This window comes from Actinoplanes philippinensis (assembly GCF_900113015.1).
Lineage (GTDB): Bacteria > Actinomycetota > Actinomycetes > Mycobacteriales > Micromonosporaceae > Actinoplanes > Actinoplanes philippinensis.
The window spans coordinates 396,493-412,902 of record NZ_FONV01000008.1; the positions used below are offsets into that span (position 1 = coordinate 396,493).

10 protein-coding genes, 1 tRNA gene and 1 pseudogene are annotated in these 16,410 nt (G+C 74.4%); 8 read left to right on the plus strand and 4 right to left on the minus strand.

Annotated elements, in window-relative coordinates:
* The first annotated feature begins 1 nt into the window (after position 1).
* A complete protein-coding gene (locus tag BM290_RS22830; protein ID WP_093617242.1) occupies positions 2 to 2,680 on the plus strand; it encodes an ATP-binding protein in 2,679 nt (892 codons plus the stop codon).
* 64 nt (positions 2,681 to 2,744) lie between these two features.
* Here the strand turns inward: BM290_RS22830 and BM290_RS22835 are convergent, their stop codons facing one another.
* Positions 2,745 to 3,533 carry an alpha/beta fold hydrolase gene (locus BM290_RS22835; protein ID WP_093617244.1) on the minus strand — a complete coding sequence of 263 codons (789 nt, stop codon included), beginning with the start codon at positions 3,531 to 3,533 and terminating at the stop codon, positions 2,745 to 2,747.
* A gap of 169 nt (positions 3,534 to 3,702) precedes the next feature.
* On the opposite strand from BM290_RS22835, the gene BM290_RS22840 reads away from it, so the two are divergent.
* The 5 genes and pseudogenes from BM290_RS22840 to nrfD all read left to right on the plus strand — a co-directional run bounded on the left by BM290_RS22840 (position 3,703) and on the right by nrfD (position 11,314).
* Complete coding sequence (locus BM290_RS22840) at positions 3,703 to 4,020, plus strand: hypothetical protein (protein WP_093617246.1); 318 nt, start codon at positions 3,703 to 3,705, stop codon at positions 4,018 to 4,020.
* A gap of 102 nt (positions 4,021 to 4,122) precedes the next feature.
* Positions 4,123 to 6,336 (plus strand): putative bifunctional diguanylate cyclase/phosphodiesterase, encoded by a 2,214-nt coding sequence (locus tag BM290_RS22845; RefSeq protein WP_093617248.1) that lies wholly within the window; start codon positions 4,123 to 4,125, stop codon positions 6,334 to 6,336.
* 43 nt (positions 6,337 to 6,379) lie between these two features.
* Positions 6,380 to 9,550: pseudogene (fdh, locus tag BM290_RS22855) on the plus strand (formate dehydrogenase); the annotation flags it as partial.
* 7 nt (positions 9,551 to 9,557) lie between these two features.
* Positions 9,558 to 10,385: a 4Fe-4S dicluster domain-containing protein gene (locus tag BM290_RS22860; protein WP_093617254.1), complete on the plus strand. Its 828-nt coding sequence runs from the start codon at positions 9,558 to 9,560 to the stop codon at positions 10,383 to 10,385.
* An 11-nt stretch (positions 10,386 to 10,396) separates the two neighbouring features.
* Positions 10,397 to 11,314 (plus strand): NrfD/PsrC family molybdoenzyme membrane anchor subunit, encoded by a 918-nt coding sequence (nrfD, locus tag BM290_RS22865; protein ID WP_093617256.1) that lies wholly within the window; start codon positions 10,397 to 10,399, stop codon positions 11,312 to 11,314.
* Positions 11,315 to 11,407: 93 nt separating this feature from the next.
* Here the strand turns inward: nrfD and BM290_RS22870 are convergent, their stop codons facing one another.
* From BM290_RS22870 to selD, 3 genes are all read right to left on the minus strand, one after another.
* On the minus strand, positions 11,408 to 13,336 hold the full coding sequence (locus BM290_RS22870) for a PAS domain-containing sensor histidine kinase (protein WP_093617258.1): 1,929 nt from the start codon (positions 13,334 to 13,336) through the stop codon (positions 11,408 to 11,410).
* A gap of 38 nt (positions 13,337 to 13,374) precedes the next feature.
* The gene (locus tag BM290_RS50730) at positions 13,375 to 13,773 is read right to left on the minus strand and encodes a response regulator (RefSeq protein ID WP_093617531.1); all 399 of its coding nucleotides are present in this window, start codon (positions 13,771 to 13,773) and stop codon (positions 13,375 to 13,377) included.
* A gap of 72 nt (positions 13,774 to 13,845) precedes the next feature.
* Positions 13,846 to 14,850: a selenide, water dikinase SelD gene (gene selD / locus BM290_RS22880; RefSeq protein WP_093617260.1), complete on the minus strand. Its 1,005-nt coding sequence runs from the start codon at positions 14,848 to 14,850 to the stop codon at positions 13,846 to 13,848.
* A gap of 75 nt (positions 14,851 to 14,925) precedes the next feature.
* On the opposite strand from selD, the gene BM290_RS48540 reads away from it, so the two are divergent.
* Together BM290_RS48540 and selA are read left to right on the plus strand one after the other, a co-directional pair.
* Positions 14,926 to 15,018, plus strand: a tRNA-Sec gene (locus tag BM290_RS48540).
* A gap of 42 nt (positions 15,019 to 15,060) precedes the next feature.
* Positions 15,061 to 16,377: an L-seryl-tRNA(Sec) selenium transferase gene (gene selA, locus BM290_RS22885; protein WP_239143179.1), complete on the plus strand. Its 1,317-nt coding sequence runs from the start codon at positions 15,061 to 15,063 to the stop codon at positions 16,375 to 16,377.
* Positions 16,378 to 16,410: the final 33 nt, after the last annotated feature.

Genomic DNA, 16,410 nt, shown 5'->3' on the forward strand with positions numbered 1-16,410 from the left:
CATGGCACTCGAACTGCGGGGGCGGCACCGCGAGCGGGAGACCCTCGACCGGCTGCTCCGCGATGTACGGTCCGGGCGCAGCCGGGTGCTGGTGCTGCGCGGTGAGGCCGGGGTCGGCAAGACCGCGCTGCTCGACTACCTGGCCGAGCACGCCCCGGCCGGCCGGGTGGTCCGCTCCGCCGGGGTCGAGCCGGAGACCGAGCTCGCCTACTCGGCGCTGCAGCAGCTCTGCGCGCCGCTGCTGGAGCACCTCGGCCGGCTTCCCGAGCCGCAGCGTGACGCGCTGTCCACGGCGTTCGGCCTGAGCAGCGGCCGCCCGCCGGAGGGCCTGGTCATCGGGCTCGCGGTGCTCGGGCTGCTCGCCGAGGCGGCCGCCGAGCAGCCGCTGATCTGCGTCGTCGACGACGCCCAGTGGCTGGACCGGATGTCCGAGGTGATCCTCACCTTCGTGGCCCGGCGGCTGGACTCCGAGTCGGTCGCCCTGATCTTCGCGGTCCGTGGCCAGGTCCTCGACGGCCTGCCCGACCTGCGCCTCGACGGGCTGCCCGACGCCGACGCCCGCGCCCTGCTCGACTCGGTGCTGCCCGGCCTGGTCGACGCCCGGGTCCGGGACCGGATCGTCGCCGAGACCCGCGGCAACCCGCTCGCCCTGCTCGAACTGCCCCGCGACCTGTCCCCGGCCGAGCTGGCCTTCGGGTTCGGGGGACAGCCCGGCAGCGTCCCGGGGCGGGTCGAGGAGACCTTCCAGCGCCGGATCGCCGCCCTCCCCGAGGACTCCCGCACACTGCTGCTCGTCGCCGCCGTCGAACCGGTCGGCGACGTGCCGCTGCTGTGGCGGGCCGCCGCGCTGCTCGGCGTCGGCCCGGAGGCGGCCGGGCCGGCCGAGGCGGCGGGGCTCGTCGAGTTCGGGGCGCGGATCCGGTTCCGGCATCCGCTGGTCCGCTCGGCCGCGCACCGATCGGCCGGGCCCGCCCGGTTGCGGGCCGTGCACCAGGCGCTCGCCGAGGTCACCGACGCCGCCCGCGACCCCGACCGGCGCGCCTGGCACCGGGCGCATGCCGCGATCGGCCCGGACGAGCGGGTCGCCGCCGAGCTGGAGCACTCCGCGGGCCGGGCGCTGGCCCGGGGCGGACGGGCCGCCGCCGCGTCGTTCCTGGAACGGGCGGCCGAGCTCACCCTCGACCCGGAGGCGCGCGCCGCCCGTACCATCGCGGCCGCCCGTGCCCGTTTCGCCTCCGGCGGCGTCGCCGCCGTCCCCGAGCTGCTCGCCGCCGCCGAGCTGGGCCCCTACGATCCGGTACGGCAGGCCGAGATCGAACGGCTCCGGGCCCGTGTCGCGTTCGCCGTGAACTCCGGCCGCGCCGCCGTCGCCCCCCTGCTCGAAGCCGCCGGCCGGCTGTCCGCGCTGGACCCGGCGGCGGCGCGGGCCACCTACCTGTCGGCGATCGGCGCGGCCGTCAACGCGGGCCGGCTCGGCAGCGACGACCTGCGCCGCGCCGCCGAGGCCGCCCGCACCGTCCCGCCCGGCGACGAGCCGGCCGGCCGGCTGCTCACCGCGTTCACCACGTGGAGTCTCGACGGGCACACCGCCGCGGCGCCGCTGTTCCGCCGGGCCGTCGCGTCGATCACCGCGGAGAACGACCTCGACCTGCACTGGCTCGCCGGGATGGCCGAGCACGAGATCTTCGACGACACCGCGTTCCTGACCCGCACCGAGAAGGCGGTCGCGTTCGCCCGCCGCGAAGGGCTCCTCGCGCTGCTGCCCAGCGCCCTCACCTTCCGGGCCACCGCGCTGATCTATTCCGGACGGTTCGCCGACGCGTCCGACCTGCTCGACGAGGCCGAGGCGCTCGCGTACGCCACCGGGCCGTCACCGCACCCGGCCACCGCCGCGATCCTCGCCGCCCACCGCGGCCGGACCGGGCCCGCCCTCGAGGCGATCGACTCGCTGCGCGCCGACGCGCGGGCCGGCGGGGTCGGGTGGCTGCTCGGCGTCGCCGGGTACGCGCGGGCGGTGCTGCACAACGGGCACGGCGACTACCCGGCCGCGCTCGCCGCCGCCCGGGAGGCCACCGGGCACGAGGACCTCGCGGTGCTCCAGTGGGGGCTCGGGGAACTCGTCGAGGCGGCTGCCCGTACCCAGGAGATGGATCTTGCCAAGGCCGCGCGGGACCGCCTCGCCGAGCGGGCTGCCGCCTCCGGCAGCGGATGGGCCCGCGGCACGCTGGCCCTCGCCGACGCGCTCGTCGGAGCCGACGCCGAAACCGCCTACCGGGAGGCGATCGAGCAGCTCGCGGGCACCCGGCTCGACCTGCAGACGGCCCGCGCGCGGCTGCTCTACGGCGAATGGCTGCGCCGGGAGAACCGCCGGGCCGACGCCCGGCTCCAGCTGCGGCCGGCCCACGACGCCTTCGCGACGATGGGGGCGGAGGGCTTCGCCGAGCGGGCCTCGCGGGAGCTGCTCGCCACCGGCGAGACGGTGCGCAAGAGGACGACGGGGGTACGGGAGGAGCTCACCGCCCAGGAGGGGCAGATCGCCCGGCTCGCCGCCGCCGGCCGGACGAACCCGGAGATCGGCGCGGTCCTGTTCCTCAGCCCCCGCACGGTCGAGTGGCACCTGCGCAAGATCTTCGCCAAGCTCGGCGTCACGTCCCGCCGCGAGCTGGCCGCCACCGTCTGACCGGCGGGCACTGATCGCCGGCCCTCAGCGCGGAGAGCCGGCCGGGTTCGCAGAGCGGTGCGCGCTACGTGAGGAAGTCCTCGGTCAGTTTGCGGAACAGGTCGGGCTGCTCCACCCAGGGGCGGTGCCCGGATTCGGTCATCAGCTCGAAGCGGGCGTACGGGTGGGCGGCCGCCACCACGCGGGCCGGAGCGGTGCCGATCATGCCGTCCGAGGCGCCGGCGATCACCAGCACGGGGGCCAGGACCGGGCCCGGGCGGGCGGTGCCGGCGTAGAACTCGTCGCGGAGCCACGGCAGGCGGTTGGCGTGGCCGGGGACGTACTCGGTACGGCGTTCCGGTGTCCAGCGGTGCCAGTGGAACGGCGCCATCAGGGCCTGCGCGAACGGGCCCCGGGCGGTGGCGGCCTGCGGGTACCAGGGTTCGGCGGAGCGGGACTCACGGATCCGGGCCACCTCGGCCGGGTCGATGTCACGGCCGGCCCGGCCGATCGGGGTCACCAGGATCAGGCGGCGGATCCGGTCCGGGTGGGTGACGGCGTACTCCTGGGCGGTCAGGGTCCCGGCCGAGTGGGCCAGGACGTCCAGCCGCTCCAGGCCCAGGTGGCGGCGCAGGGCCTCCAGGTCGCGGGCCTGCGCGGTGAACGACACCGTGGAACGGTCGGCCGGCACCTCCGAGCGTCCGCCGGCGCGGGCGTCGGCCCGGATCAGCCGCCGGGTCGCCGACAGCCCGCCCAGGTCGCCGAGGTAGCGCACGTCCATGCCGGGGCCGCCCGGGAGCACCACGAGCGGCGGCCCGTCCCCGGCCACGTCGTAGAACAGGCGCAGGCCGTCGGGGGCGGCGTAGTACGGCATCCGGAGATCGTGCCACGCGTCCCGCGTACCGCCGAGGGGTCGTGACAATGAGCCGGATCGCGGGACGGCGGGGGAAGCGGGACGGCGGACGGCTGCGGCCGGGGGACGGATCCGGGGAGGTGGGGGAGGCGGTGGATTAGAGGCGGCGGCGTCGGGCAATCTTGGGAGGGTGAACTGGCTCGAATTCGCTCTGCTGCACGTGGACGAGGCCTGCACCGTGAAGGTGGAGGCGCCGGGACGGCGTGCGGTTCCCGTCGGTCCCTGTGTGATCGCCCGGCGGCCCGACGGGTTCACGGTGCTGTGCCCGCCGGACACGGTGGCGCCGCCCGGGTCGCGGGTCACCCTGCCCGCCGGGGACACCGTCGAGGTGGTGACCACGGTGTATCTGCCCGCGCACGGCACCCGGCTGCCCGAGCATCAGCAGCTCGACGTCGCCGGGCGGCCGGTGGGCCGGCGGTCCTGCCGCGCCACCGGACGGGCCGGCTGACCCGGGCGAGACGGGGGTAACACTCAAGACCGGTGGCCGGGTTCCGATAGGTCGGGCGTGTGGCGCCGATCGTTGTTCGCGGAGACGGCACGCCGTGAGCGCGTGGCGTGGTGGGTGCTCGGAGTCCTGGCGATCATCCAGGCGGTCCTCTACTTCGTGGGGCTCGACGACGGCCCGGCCGCCGGGCTGCTGCACAACATCCTGTACCTGATGCCGGGCCTGCTGGTGGTGTCCGCCGCCGGACGCGCGTCCGGCCGGGCCCGTACCGCCTGGGTGTTGCTCGCCGTGGCCCTGATCGCCTACGGCCTGGGCAATCTCTACTGGTGGCTGTTCGTCCGCGCCCTCGAACCGGAGCCGCTGCTCACCCCCGCGGACCTGTTGTTCCTCACCTTCTACCCGTGCGTGGCGGCCGCCGTGATGGTGATGCTGCGGCATCGGATGCCCCGGCTCAGCGCCACCGCCTGGCTGGACGGGGTGATCGCGGCCACCGCCGTCGCGTCGCTGGTGTCGGTGCCGGTCCTCGCCGTGGTCGAACCGGCCCCTCAGTCGACGCTGTTCGGGGTCGTGGTGAACGCCCTCTACCCGATCGCCGACATCGCGGTCACCGGCTGTCTGCTCGGGGTGTGGGCGATGCGCGGCTGGCGCGCCGACCGGGCCCTGGGGCTGCTGACCTCGGGGATGACGCTGTTCGCCGCCGCCGACACGGTCAGCATGGTGCTGCTCTGGGAGGGCGTCGAGGTCCCGGACGGCGTCGACATGACGTGGATTCTCGGCCTGTCCCTGCTGGCTCTGGCGACCCGGCAGCCGGTCGTGGCCGAGGCGCGACGGCCCAGCCTGTGGCTGAGCACCGCGGTTCCGGCCGTTCTGGCGGTCGGCTCGATGGGTCTGCTGCTGTGGGCGGCGTTGACCCGGGCGGCTATCGCGCCGGTCAGCAGCCTGCTCGCCGGGACGGCGGTGGCGGCGGCGATCGTACGGATGATGGTCAGCGTCCGCAGTGCGGAGGCGCTCGGCGCGGCCCGTCGCCTGGCCCGCACCGACGAGCTGACCGGGCTGGCGAACCGGCGGTTCTTCGTCGAGCGCCTGGAGCAGGAACTGGACCGGCCCGATCCGGCGCCGGCCGTCGCCTACGTGGACCTGGACCGGTTCAAGGAGGTCAACGACAGCTTCGGCCACGACGTCGGGGACACCCTGCTGCGGCTGGTCGGGGCCCGGATGCGCGCGTCGCTCGGCCCGGACGTGCTGCTGGCCCGGCTCGGCGGCGACGAGTTCGGGCTGATCATGCCGGACACCGGCCGGGAGCGGGCCGCCGAGATCGTCGCCGGGGTGCTGGCCACGCTACGGGAGCCGTTCGTGCTGCCGGAGGTGGATCTGCACGTCGACGCGAGCGTCGGCATCGCGGTCTGTCCCGACGACGGCGCCGACCGGTCGACGCTGCTGCGCCGCGCCGACGTGGCGATGTACGCGGCGAAGACCGGTCACGGCGGCGGCCCCGTTTTCGCGACCGGCCTCGACGACCACGCCCGGACCCGGCTCACCATGCTGGAGGAGCTGCGGGCCGGGCTGGACCGGGGTGAGCTGGTGCTGCACTACCAGCCGAAGGTGACGGTCGACGCGTCCGCCCGGGTCACCGGCGTCGAGGCGCTGGTCCGCTGGCAGCACCCGGTGCGGGGGCTGGTCTATCCGGACGCGTTCCTCTACACCGCGGAGAGCGCCGACCTGATGGGCCGGATCACCACGGTGGTGCTGGACCTGGCCTGCCGGCAGAGCCGCGCCTGGCACGATCAGGGCCTGCCGGTGTCGGTGGCGGTGAACCTGTCGGTGTCGAACCTGCGTGACCCCGGTTTCCCGGAGCAGGTCGGCGAGCTGCTGCGCCGCTACGATCTGCCGCCCGCCGCGCTGGAGCTGGAGGTCACCGAGAGTGTGCTGATGACCGACGCCGACAACGCGCTGCTGCTGCTCGGCCGGCTGCGGGACCTGGGCATCCGGCTGGCCGTCGACGACTACGGCACCGGCTATTCGAGTCTCAGCTATCTGCAGGTGCTGCCGGTCGACGACCTGAAACTGGACCGGGCGTTCGTGAGCCGCTGCGTCGTCGACCCGCGCAGCGCCGCGATCGTGCACAGCACGGTGCAACTGGCCCATTCGCTGGGCATGCAGATCGTCGCCGAAGGGGTGGAGGACGACGAGGTCTTCGATCGGCTGCGCGGGTACGGCTGCGACCTGGCCCAGGGCTACGGGATCGCCCGCCCGCAGGACGCCGGGTCGACCACCGGGTGGCTGCAGCAGCGGGAGATCGCCCACCGGGCCACGGTCTGAGCCACCGGATGCGGCCCCGGAAGATCGGGGCTAGGGTCGGTTCATGGGTGTCCGCACCTGGATCGAGGGCTGGCCGGTCTACCGGCAGCTGACCGGCACCGACCCGCTGGGCCGGGGCGCCGCCGCGCAGTCGCCGCGCTCCCGCGACCTGTCGGCGCGCACCGGGTCCGCGGACTCGATGGCCAGGTCGGTGTGCCCGTATTGTGCGGTCGGCTGCGGGCAGCGGATCTTCGTCAAGGACGGCGAGGTCGTCCAGATCGAGGGCGACCCGGACAGCCCGATCTCCCGGGGCCGGCTCTGCCCCAAGGGGTCGGCCAGCAAGAGCCTGGTCACCAGCGACCGGCGGGTGCGCGGCGTGCTCTACCGGCGGCCGTTCGGCACCGACTGGGAGGAGCTCGACCTCGACACGGCGATGGGCATGATCGCCGACCGGGTCGTCGCCGCGCGCGCCGCGACGTGGGAGGACGCCGACGAGGAGGGTCGTCCGCTGAACCGGACGCTCGGCATCGCCAGCCTCGGCGGCGCGACCCTGGACAACGAAGAGAACTACCTGATCAAGAAGCTGTTCACCGCGCTCGGCGCCCTCCAGATCGAGAACCAGGCGCGTATTTGACACTCCGCCACCGTTCCCGGTCTGGGGACCAGCTTCGGCCGTGGCGGGGCCACCGGATTCCTTCAGGATCTGGCCAACGCCGACTGCATCGTCATCCAGGGCTCCAACATGGCGGAGGCCCACCCGGTGGGGTTCCAGTACGTGGTGGAGGCGAAGAACCGGGGCGCCACGGTGATCCACATCGATCCGCGGTTCACCCGGACCAGCGCGCTCGCGCACACGTACGTGCCGATGCGGGCCGGGGCGGACATCGCGTTCCTGGGCGGGGTGGTCAACTACATCCTCAGCAACGAGAAGGACTTCCGGGAGTACGTGGTCGCGTACACCAACGCGTCGATGATCGTCGGCGAGGGGTTCCGGGACACCGAGGATCTCGACGGGCTGTTCTCCGGCTACGACCCCGAGCTGAACGTGTACGACCAGTCGAGCTGGCAGTACGAGGGGCAGAGCGACGAGGGCCAGCAGGAGGGTGAGGCGCACGCCGACCGGGAGACCGCGTCCGGCCTGGAGCAGGAGTCGCACGGCCCGCCCGTCCCCGCCGACGTGCCGCGGGATCCGACCCTCCGGCATCCGCGCTGCGTCTACCAGATCCTGAAACGGCACTACGCCCGCTACACCCCGGAGATGGTCGAGCGCGTGTGCGGCGTACCCCCGGAGAAGTTCCTGGAGGTGTGTGCGGCCTGGACCCGGAACTCGGGCCGGGAGCGGACGACCGCGCTGGTCTACTCGGTGGGGTGGACGCAGCACAGCGTCGGCGTGCAGTACATCCGCACCGGCGCGATCATCCAGCTGCTGCTCGGCAACATGGGCCGGCCCGGCGGTGGGGTGATGGCGTTGCGCGGGCACGCCAGCATCCAGGGGTCGACCGACATCCCGACCCTGTTCAACCTGCTGCCCGGCTACCTCCCGATGCCGCACCACCGGCAGCACGAGACGTTCCGGCAGTGGGTGGACGCGATCCGGCACCCGGAGCAGAAGGGCTTCTGGGCGAACGCCGAGGCCTACGCGGTGAGCCTGCTCAAGGCGTACTTCGGCGACGCGGCGACCGAGCAGAACGACTGGGGGTACGGCTGGCTGCCTCGCCTGACCGGCGACCACGGCACGTACCAGCAGGTCCTCGACATGATCGACGGCAAGATCAAGGGCTACTTCCTGCTCGGGCAGAACCCGGCCGTCGGGTCGGCGCACGGCCGGGCCCAGCGGCTCGGCATGGCCAACCTGGACTGGCTGGTGGTGCGTGACCTGTTCGCCATCGAGAGCGCCACGTTCTGGAAGGACGGGCCGGAGGTCGCCACCGGCGAGATCGTCCCCGAGCAGTGCCGCACCGAGGTGTTCCTGATGCCGGCCGCCTCGCACGCCGAGAAGGAGGGCACCTTCACCCAGACCCAGCGGCTGCTGCAGTGGCGGGAGAAGGCCCTCGACCCGCCCGGCGACTGCCGGTCCGAGCTGTGGTTCTTCCACCACCTGGGCCGGCTGGTCCGGGAGCGGCTGGCCGGGTCCACGCTGCCGCGCGACCAGGCGGTCCTGCGCCTGAACTGGCCGGACGAGGAGCCGTCCGGGGAGGACGTGCTGCGCGAGATCAACGGCTACGACGTGGCCACCGGCGCGGCGCTGTCCAATTTCACCGATCTGGCGGCCGACGGCACCACCGCCTGCGGCTGCTGGATCTACTCCGGTGTGTTCAAGGACGGCGTCAACCAGGCCGCCCGCCGCAAGCCGGGTGCCGAGCAGGACTGGGTGGCCCGCGAGTGGGGCTGGGCGTGGCCGTCGGACCGGCGCACCCTCTACAACCGGGCCTCCGCCGACCCCGAGGGCCGGCCCTGGTCGGAGCGGAAGAAATACGTGTGGTGGGACCCGGCCGCGGGGGAGTGGACCGGGTACGACGTGCCCGACTTCGAGAAGACGAAGCCGCCGTCCTACCGGCCGCCGGAGGGCGCGAGCGGCGTCGAGGCGATCGCCGGCGACGACGCGTTCATCATGCAGGGCGACGGGAAGGGCTGGCTGTACGCGCCGAGCGGTCTCATCGACGGCCCGATGCCGACCCACTACGAGCCGGCCGAGTCACCGATCGGCAACCCGCTCTACGGGCAGGGGGCCAACCCGGCACGCAAGCGGTACGACCGGGACGACAACCCGCTCAACCCGGCGTCCCCGGTGTACCCGTACGTGTTCAGCACCAGCCGGCTGACCGAGCACCACACCGCGGGCGGCATGAGCCGGCAGCTGGCGTACCTGTCGGAGCTGCAGCCGGAGATGTTCGTCGAGGTGTCGCCCGCCCTGGCCGCCGAGCGCGGGCTGGAGCATCACGGCTGGGCGCACGTGATCACCAGCCGCGCCGCGATTGAGGCCCGGGTGCTGGTCACCGACCGGCTGCGGCCGCTGCGCGTGGACGGCCGGGTCATCCACCAGATCTGGATGCCGTACCACTGGGGCAGCTCCGGCCTGGTCACCGGCGACTCGGCGAACGACCTGATCGGCATCGTCCTGGACCCGAACGTGCTGATCCAGGAGAGCAAGGTCGGCACCTGCGACATCCGGCCCGGCCGCCGGCCGGCCGGTGCGGACCTGCTGGCGTACGTGGAGGACTACCGCAGACGGGCGGAGGGCCATGACGGCTGACAACCTGGGTGGCTGGCCCGACCCGCAGCCGCGGATGGGGTTCTTCACCGACACCAGCGTCTGCATCGGCTGCAAGGCGTGCGAGGTGGCGTGCAAGGAGTGGAACGCGGTTCCCGACGACGGGTTCGAGCTGCTCGGGCACTCCTACGACAACACCGGCGGCCTGTCCGCGAACTCGTGGCGGCACGTGGCGTTCATCGAGCAGCCGGTGCCCACCGACGTGCTGGCCGAGGCCGAGGCCGGTCCGGGAGACATGCGCTGGCTGATGATGTCGAACGTGTGCAAGCACTGCACGCACGCCGGGTGCCTCGACGTGTGCCCGACCGGGTCGCTGTTCCGCACCGAGTTCGGCACCGTCGTGGTGCAGGAGGACATCTGCAACGGCTGCGGCTACTGCATCCCGGCCTGCCCGTACGGGGTCATCGACCAGCGTAAGGACGACGGGCGGGCGTGGAAGTGCACGCTCTGCTACGACCGGGTCGGCGACGGCCTGACCCCCGCCTGCGCCCAGGCCTGCCCCACCCGGTCCATCCAGTTCGGCGAGGTCGGCGAGCTGCGCGAACGGGCCGCCGCCCGGGTGGAGGCGCTGCACGGGCAGGGAGTGGGCGAGGCCCGGCTCTACGGCCACGACCCGGACGACGGCGTCGGCGGCAACGGCGCGTTCTTCCTGCTGCTCGACGAGCCCGAGGTGTACGGCCTGCCACCGGACCCGATCGTGCCGACGCGTGACCTGCCGGCCATGTGGCGGCGCGCCGGACTGGCCGGGCTCGCGATGGCCGCCGCCGTGGTGGTGTCCTTTCTGGGAGGTAGACCGTGAAAGAACGGGCCATGGTGCCGGAGGCCGACTTCCGGTCCTATTACGGCCGTCCTGTCGTACGGCCCCCGGTGTGGCGCCACGACATCGCCGCGTACCTGTTCACCGGCGGTCTGGCTGCCGGGTCGGCGCTGCTGGCCGCGGGCGGTGACGCCACCGGCCGTCCCGCGCTGCGCCGCGCCGGGCGCACCACCGCCCTCGGCGCTCTGATCGCCAGCACCTACTTCCTGATCAACGACCTGGGCCGGCCGTCGCGATTTCACCACATGCTGCGCGTCGCCAAGCCGACCTCGCCGATGTCGACGGGCACCTGGATCCTCAGCGCGTTCGGCGGCGCCGCCGGCGCGGCCGCGGTCGCCGAGGCCGCCCCGCTGCTGCCCGGCCCGCTGCGCCGCCCGGTGACCGTGCTGGGCACGGCCGGGCAGTACGGCGCCGCCGCGCTCGCGCCCGCGCTGGCCACGTACACGGCCGTGCTGCTCGCCGATACCGCCACGCCGAGCTGGCACGCGGCGTACCCCGACCTGCCGTTGATCTTCGCGGGCAGCGCCCTGGCCAGCGGCGCCGGTGTCGGGCTGATCGCCGCCCCGCCCGCGCAGACCGGCCCGGCCCGGCGGATGGCGGTGCTCGGCGCCGCGCTGGAGCTGTACGGCGCCCACCGCGTCGAGACCTCGAAGGGCATCCTCAGCGAGCCGTACACCACGGGCCGCGCCGGGCGGCTGCTGCGTGCCGGGCGGACGCTGACCGCGCTCGGTGTGGCCGGGGCGCTGCTGGGCCGGCGCAGCCGGGTGGTGTCGGCGCTGTCCGGGGCGTCACTGCTGGCCGCCGCCCTGGCCACCCGCTTCGGCATCTTCGACGGCGGCGTCGCCTCGGCGAAGGACCCGCGCTACACGATCGTCCCGCAGCGGGAGCGCCTGGCCGGTTCCTCGGGCTGAGACGGACGGCAGCCTGGCCGGCTCCTCACAGTGATACGGCCAGCGGCCTGGCCGGCTCCTCACAGTGGGACGGACGGCGGCCTGGCCGGCTTCTCACAGTGAGACGGCCGGCAGGCGGACGGTGAACGTGGTCGTCCCCGCCGCGGTGTCGTCCAGGGTGAGCGTGCCGCCGTGCTGCTCGACCACGGCCCGGGCCAGGCTCAGGCCCAGCCCGGCGCCCGGCACACCCCGGCGGCGGGCGTCGGTGCCCCGGTAGAACAGGTCGAACAGTCGGTCCCGTTCGTCGTCGCGGACCGCCGGCCCCACGTTGGACACCGACACCGACAGGGCCGTGCCCGGTGACCCCGCCGACAGCCGGACCCGCACCGGCGAGCCGTCCTCCGCCCACGCCCGCGCGTTGTCCAGCAGCTCGTCGACGACCTGCCGGAGCCGGACCGGGTCACCGTCGACCGGCGCCGTGGCCGGGGCGTCGACGCGGATCGGCCGGTCGCCGCGGCCCGCCGCCTCCCGGACGATCACCGCCAGGTCGGCGCGCTGCACGATCATGTCGAGGCGCCCGGACCGCAGCGCCGCGACGTCGAGCAGTTTCAGCACCACCGCGCGCAGCCCGGCCGCGTTGCGTTCGATCACGGTCAGCATGTGTCGCTGGTCGTCGGTCAGGCCCGGCTCGTCGAGCAGCAGGTCGGTGTAGGACTGGATGCTGGTGAGCGGGGTGCGCAGCTCGTGCCCGGCCAGCGCGATGTACTGGTCGTGGGCGCGGTCCAGCTCGGCCGCGAGCCGTTCGGCCCGGCGGCGCTCCAGGTAGGCGCCGACGCTCGGGGCGACCCCGGCGGCCAGGCCGGTCCGGACGTCGTCCGGGATGTCGCCGTCCGTGCGGCACACCAGCACCCCGAGCACGTGCGACCCGCTGGGCAGCGGCACGGCCAGCGCCGCCGGCTCGGTGGTGGTGGCGCCGTCCCGCCAGGCGCGGGCCGGCAGCTCCCGGTCCGGGGAGCCGTCCGGTGTCGTGGCCGCCGGGTCGGCCCACCGGGCGGTGAGCTGCGGCTGGCCCACGATGTCGTCACACGTCCAGAACTCGGCGACGGTGAACCCGATCGTCGTGCCGATCAGCTCGACCGCCTCGCTCAGCACCCGTTCGCCGGGCCCGCCGGCGGCCATCGCCTTCGCCACGGCCAGCTCGCACTCCCGCAGCCGGGCCGCCCGCCGCGACCGGGTGATCTCGTGGATGGCCACGACCGCGGCGACCTCCGAGCCGTCGACCGGCCGGCTGTGGACGCGGAACACCCGCTGGGCCCGGCCGGGTGCGCGGCGGACCACCTCGGCGTCGCGGACCCGCTCGCCGCGCAGCGCGCGCAGCAGCGGCAGATCGCCGCCGATCGGGCTGCCGTCCGGGTGCCGCAGGTGCAGCCGCTGCCCCCACTGGTCGGCCGGCATCTCGGCGATCCGGTCGCCGATCAGCGCCCGGGCCGCGTCGTTGTACAGCACCGGCAGGCCGCCCGCGTCGCTGCCGATCACGGCCACGTCGAGACTGTCGACGACCGCCTCCAGCACCTGCCGGCGTTCCTCCAGGCGCAGCCGGGCGAACATCTCCGCCTGGATCCGCTCGTCGCCCTCCTGGCCGGCGTGCACCCACGGGGTGACGTCCTCGACCCGGTGGACGATCCAGCGCAGCCGCCCGTCCGGCCCGAGGACCGGCGCGTTCAACGGCGCCCACCAGCGGGCCTCGAAGCCGCCGCCGGGCTCGGGGATGTCGTACCGCTGGATCGCCATCACGTCGGTGACATGCTCGGTGCGGACCCGGTCGAGCGAGGCGCCGAGCACCGCCACGCCGCTGGCGTCCGGGTCGTCCGGGTTGTCGGGGAACGCGGCGAAGATCGGGCGGCCCACCAGCGCCTCGCGGGTGGTCCCGGTGGCCGTCAGGTAGGCGTCGGTGGCCTCCACGATGTGCAGCTCCGGGTCGACGACCAGCATGGCGGCCGGAGCGCAGGCGAAAAGACCTCGATAGTCCACTTTTTCCGACATATCGCCCACGTCGTGACTTTACCTCGGCTGACCGTCGATCACGGGCAGACCGACGGCTCCTGGCCCTCGACGTGCCCGCCCTGCAGCACCTTCTCCACACACGCCGACAGCTCCCGCGGCACGAACGGCTTGAACAGCACCGCCGTCACCTGCGCCTGCACCGGCCGGGTGTCGCCCGGAGCCAGGCTCCCGCTGACGAACACGACCGGCAGCTCCCGGGTGGCCGGCTCGGCCCGCAGCGCCCGGGACAGCTCGACCCCCGACATCCGCGGCATGTCGATGTCACTCACCAGAATGTCCGGACGCTGCTCCCGGACCGCCTCCAGAGCCGCCGCTCCGTCATCCGTCTCCACCACGGTGTGCCCCGCGCGTCGCAGCACCCGTGTCATCACCTCGCGGATGTCCCGGTCGTCCTCGGCCACCACGATGAGCGCCATCGCACCGTCCAAATCCTCGCCGCCTGAACCTGCCGCACCCCAGATCGGCACCCGGCCCGCACCACTGAGGCGCTAGAGAATCACCGTCACGCCGTCGCGCGCGGGCAGCAGCTCGCCGATCACCGGATACCCCGGAACCTCACCGGCAATCAGCAGACCTCCGGACGTCTGGGCGTCGGCGAGCAGCAGCAACTCGTCCTCCGGCACGCTTCCGGGGTCGGTGTGCGGCAGCACCCACGCCAGGTTCCGGCGGGTGCCGCCACTGACGTACCCGTCCCGCAGCGCCTCCCGCGCCCCGTCCAGACAGGGCACCGCCGCCGGGTCGATCCGCGCGGTCACCCCACTGGCCCGGGCCAGCTTGTGCAGATGGCCCAGCAGCCCGAACCCGGTCACATCGGTGGCGCACACCGCGCCCGCCGCCAGCGCCGCCTCCGCCGCGGCCCGGTTCAGCGTCGTCATCGCCGCGACCGCCTGGCCGAACACCTCGCCGGTGGCCTTGTGCCGGCTGTTGAGCACGCCGATCCCCAGCGGCTTGGTCAGCGTCAGCGGCACCCCCGGCACGCCCGCGTCGTTGCGCATCAGCCGGGCCGGGTCGGCGACGCCGGTGACCGCCATGCCGTACTTCGGCTCCGGATCGTCGACACTGTGCCCGCCGGCCACGTGACAGCCGGCCTCCCGCGCCACCGCCAGGCCACCGCGCAGCACCTCGGCCGCCAGCTCCATCGGCAGCACGTCACGCGGCCAGCCCAGCAGGTTCACCGCGACCACCGGGGCGCCGCCCATCGCGTAGACGTCGGAGAGCGCGTTGGCCGCCGCGATCCGCCCCCAGTCGTAGGCGTCGTCGACCACCGGCGTGAAGAAGTCCGCGGTCGCCACCACCGCGGTGCCGGCCGCGATCCGCACGACCGCCGCGTCGTCCCCGGTGTCCAGGCCGACCAGCAGCTCACCCGGCCCGCGCGGCGGCTCGCCACCGACCAGCCCGGCCACCACGTCCTCCAGCTCGCCGGGCGGGATCTTGCAGGCACAGCCGCCGCCGTGCGCGTACTGCGTGAGCCGGACCGCCGCCGTCTGCGTCATGCCTCGCACTCTCGCACAGATGACGCGAACCGGCCCGGCGAGCGCGAATCGGGCAACGGGGATACGGTGATCGGCGGAGGCGTTCAGGTTGCTGGTGCTCCTCGCGGTCTTCAACACCGACGTGGCCCGGGATCCGGGTCAGGCGGGTTCGATTCCCGTCCGCCTCCGCCTTCGCGTTCTTCGACGATCAACACCCCTGCGGAGGTACGGGTGGAGCACGGCACCGTGGATCCCCGGCGGCGGGTCCCCCGTACCGACGAGGTCCTGAACGACCCCCGCCTGATCGCCGCCGCCGACCGCCTCGGCCGAGCCCCGGTCAAGGCCGCGGTGACCGCCGCTCAGCAACGCGCGCGGTCCGGTGACCTCGACCCCGCCGCCGTGGCCGGCGCCGCGCTCGCCGCCCTGCCCGGGTCGCCCGGCGGCCTGATCCCGGTCCTCAACGCCACCGGCGCCGTCCTGCACACCAACCTGGGGCGGGCCGCCCTGTCCGCCGCCGCCGTCGAGGCGATCACCGCCGCGAGCGGCCACACCGACGTCGAGTACGACCTGGCCACCGGACGCCGTGCCCGCCGCGGCCGGGCCACCCTCGCCGCGCTGGCCGCCGCCGTCCCCGGCGCCGAGGCCGTCCACGTGGTCAACAACGGCGCCGCCGCGCTCGTGCTCGCCGCGACCGCGCTCGCCGCCGGCCGCGAGATCGTCGTCAGCCGCGGCGAGATGGTGGAGATCGGCGACGGGTTCCGGCTGCCCGACCTGCTCGAGTCGACCGGGGCCCGGCTGCGGGAGGTCGGCGCCACCAACCGCACGACGGCCGCCGACTACGCCGCCGCGGTGGGTCCGGCCACCGGCTTCATCCTCAAGGTGCACCCGTCCAACTTCGTGGTCCGCGGCTTCACCGGCGCCGCCGGCATCGGCGAACTGACCGGTCTCGGTGTGCCCGTCGTCGCCGACATCGGCTCCGGCCTGCTCGCCCCCGACCCGCTGCTGCCCGCCGAACCGCACGCCGCCGGTGCCCTCAGCGCCGGCGCCGCCCTCGTCGTGGCCAGCGGCGACAAACTGCTCGGCGGCCCGCAGGCCGGACTCCTGCTCGGCGAGGAGGGCCTGATCGAACGGTTGCGCCGGCACCCGCTGGCCCGCGCCCTGCGGGTCGGCAAACTCACCCTCGCCGCCCTGCACGCCACCCTCGACGGGCCGGCCACCCCGACCCGGCAGGCGCTGCACGCCGACCCCGACGCCCTACGGGAACGCACCGACCGCCTTTGCGCACGGGTGGCCGCCGCCGGGGCCGATGCCACCGTCGTCGTGTCGGACGCGGTCGTCGGGGGCGGCGGGGCTCCGGAGGTCACGCTGGCGTCGTGGGCGCTGTCGCTGCCCGAACGGTACGCGGCCGCCCTGCGCACCGGCCGTCCCCCGGTGGCCGGGCGGGTCGAGAGGGGACGGCTGCTGCTCGACCTGCGCTGCGTCCCGCCCTCCGCCGACGACACGGTGGCCGCCGCGATCCTCGCCGCCCTCCCGCCGGCCGGACGCTGACGTGCGCGCCGCCGCCGTCCTCGCCGCGGGGTT

What these genes read in the sequence shown, in the direction of transcription:
- BM290_RS22830 (WP_093617242.1), top strand. Translation starts at nt 2, where the DNA reads ATGGCACTCGAACTGCGGGGGCGGCACCGCGAGCGGGAGACCCTCGAC.
- BM290_RS22835 (WP_093617244.1), bottom strand. Translation starts at nt 3,533, where the DNA reads ATGCCGTACTACGCCGCCCCCGACGGCCTGCGCCTGTTCTACGACGTG.
- BM290_RS22860 (WP_093617254.1), top strand. Translation starts at nt 9,558, where the DNA reads ATGACGGCTGACAACCTGGGTGGCTGGCCCGACCCGCAGCCGCGGATG.
- nrfD (WP_093617256.1), top strand. Translation starts at nt 10,397, where the DNA reads ATGGTGCCGGAGGCCGACTTCCGGTCCTATTACGGCCGTCCTGTCGTA.
- BM290_RS22870 (WP_093617258.1), bottom strand. Translation starts at nt 13,336, where the DNA reads ATGTCGGAAAAAGTGGACTATCGAGGTCTTTTCGCCTGCGCTCCGGCC.
- BM290_RS50730 (WP_093617531.1), bottom strand. Translation starts at nt 13,773, where the DNA reads ATGGCGCTCATCGTGGTGGCCGAGGACGACCGGGACATCCGCGAGGTG.
- selD (WP_093617260.1), bottom strand. Translation starts at nt 14,850, where the DNA reads ATGACGCAGACGGCGGCGGTCCGGCTCACGCAGTACGCGCACGGCGGC.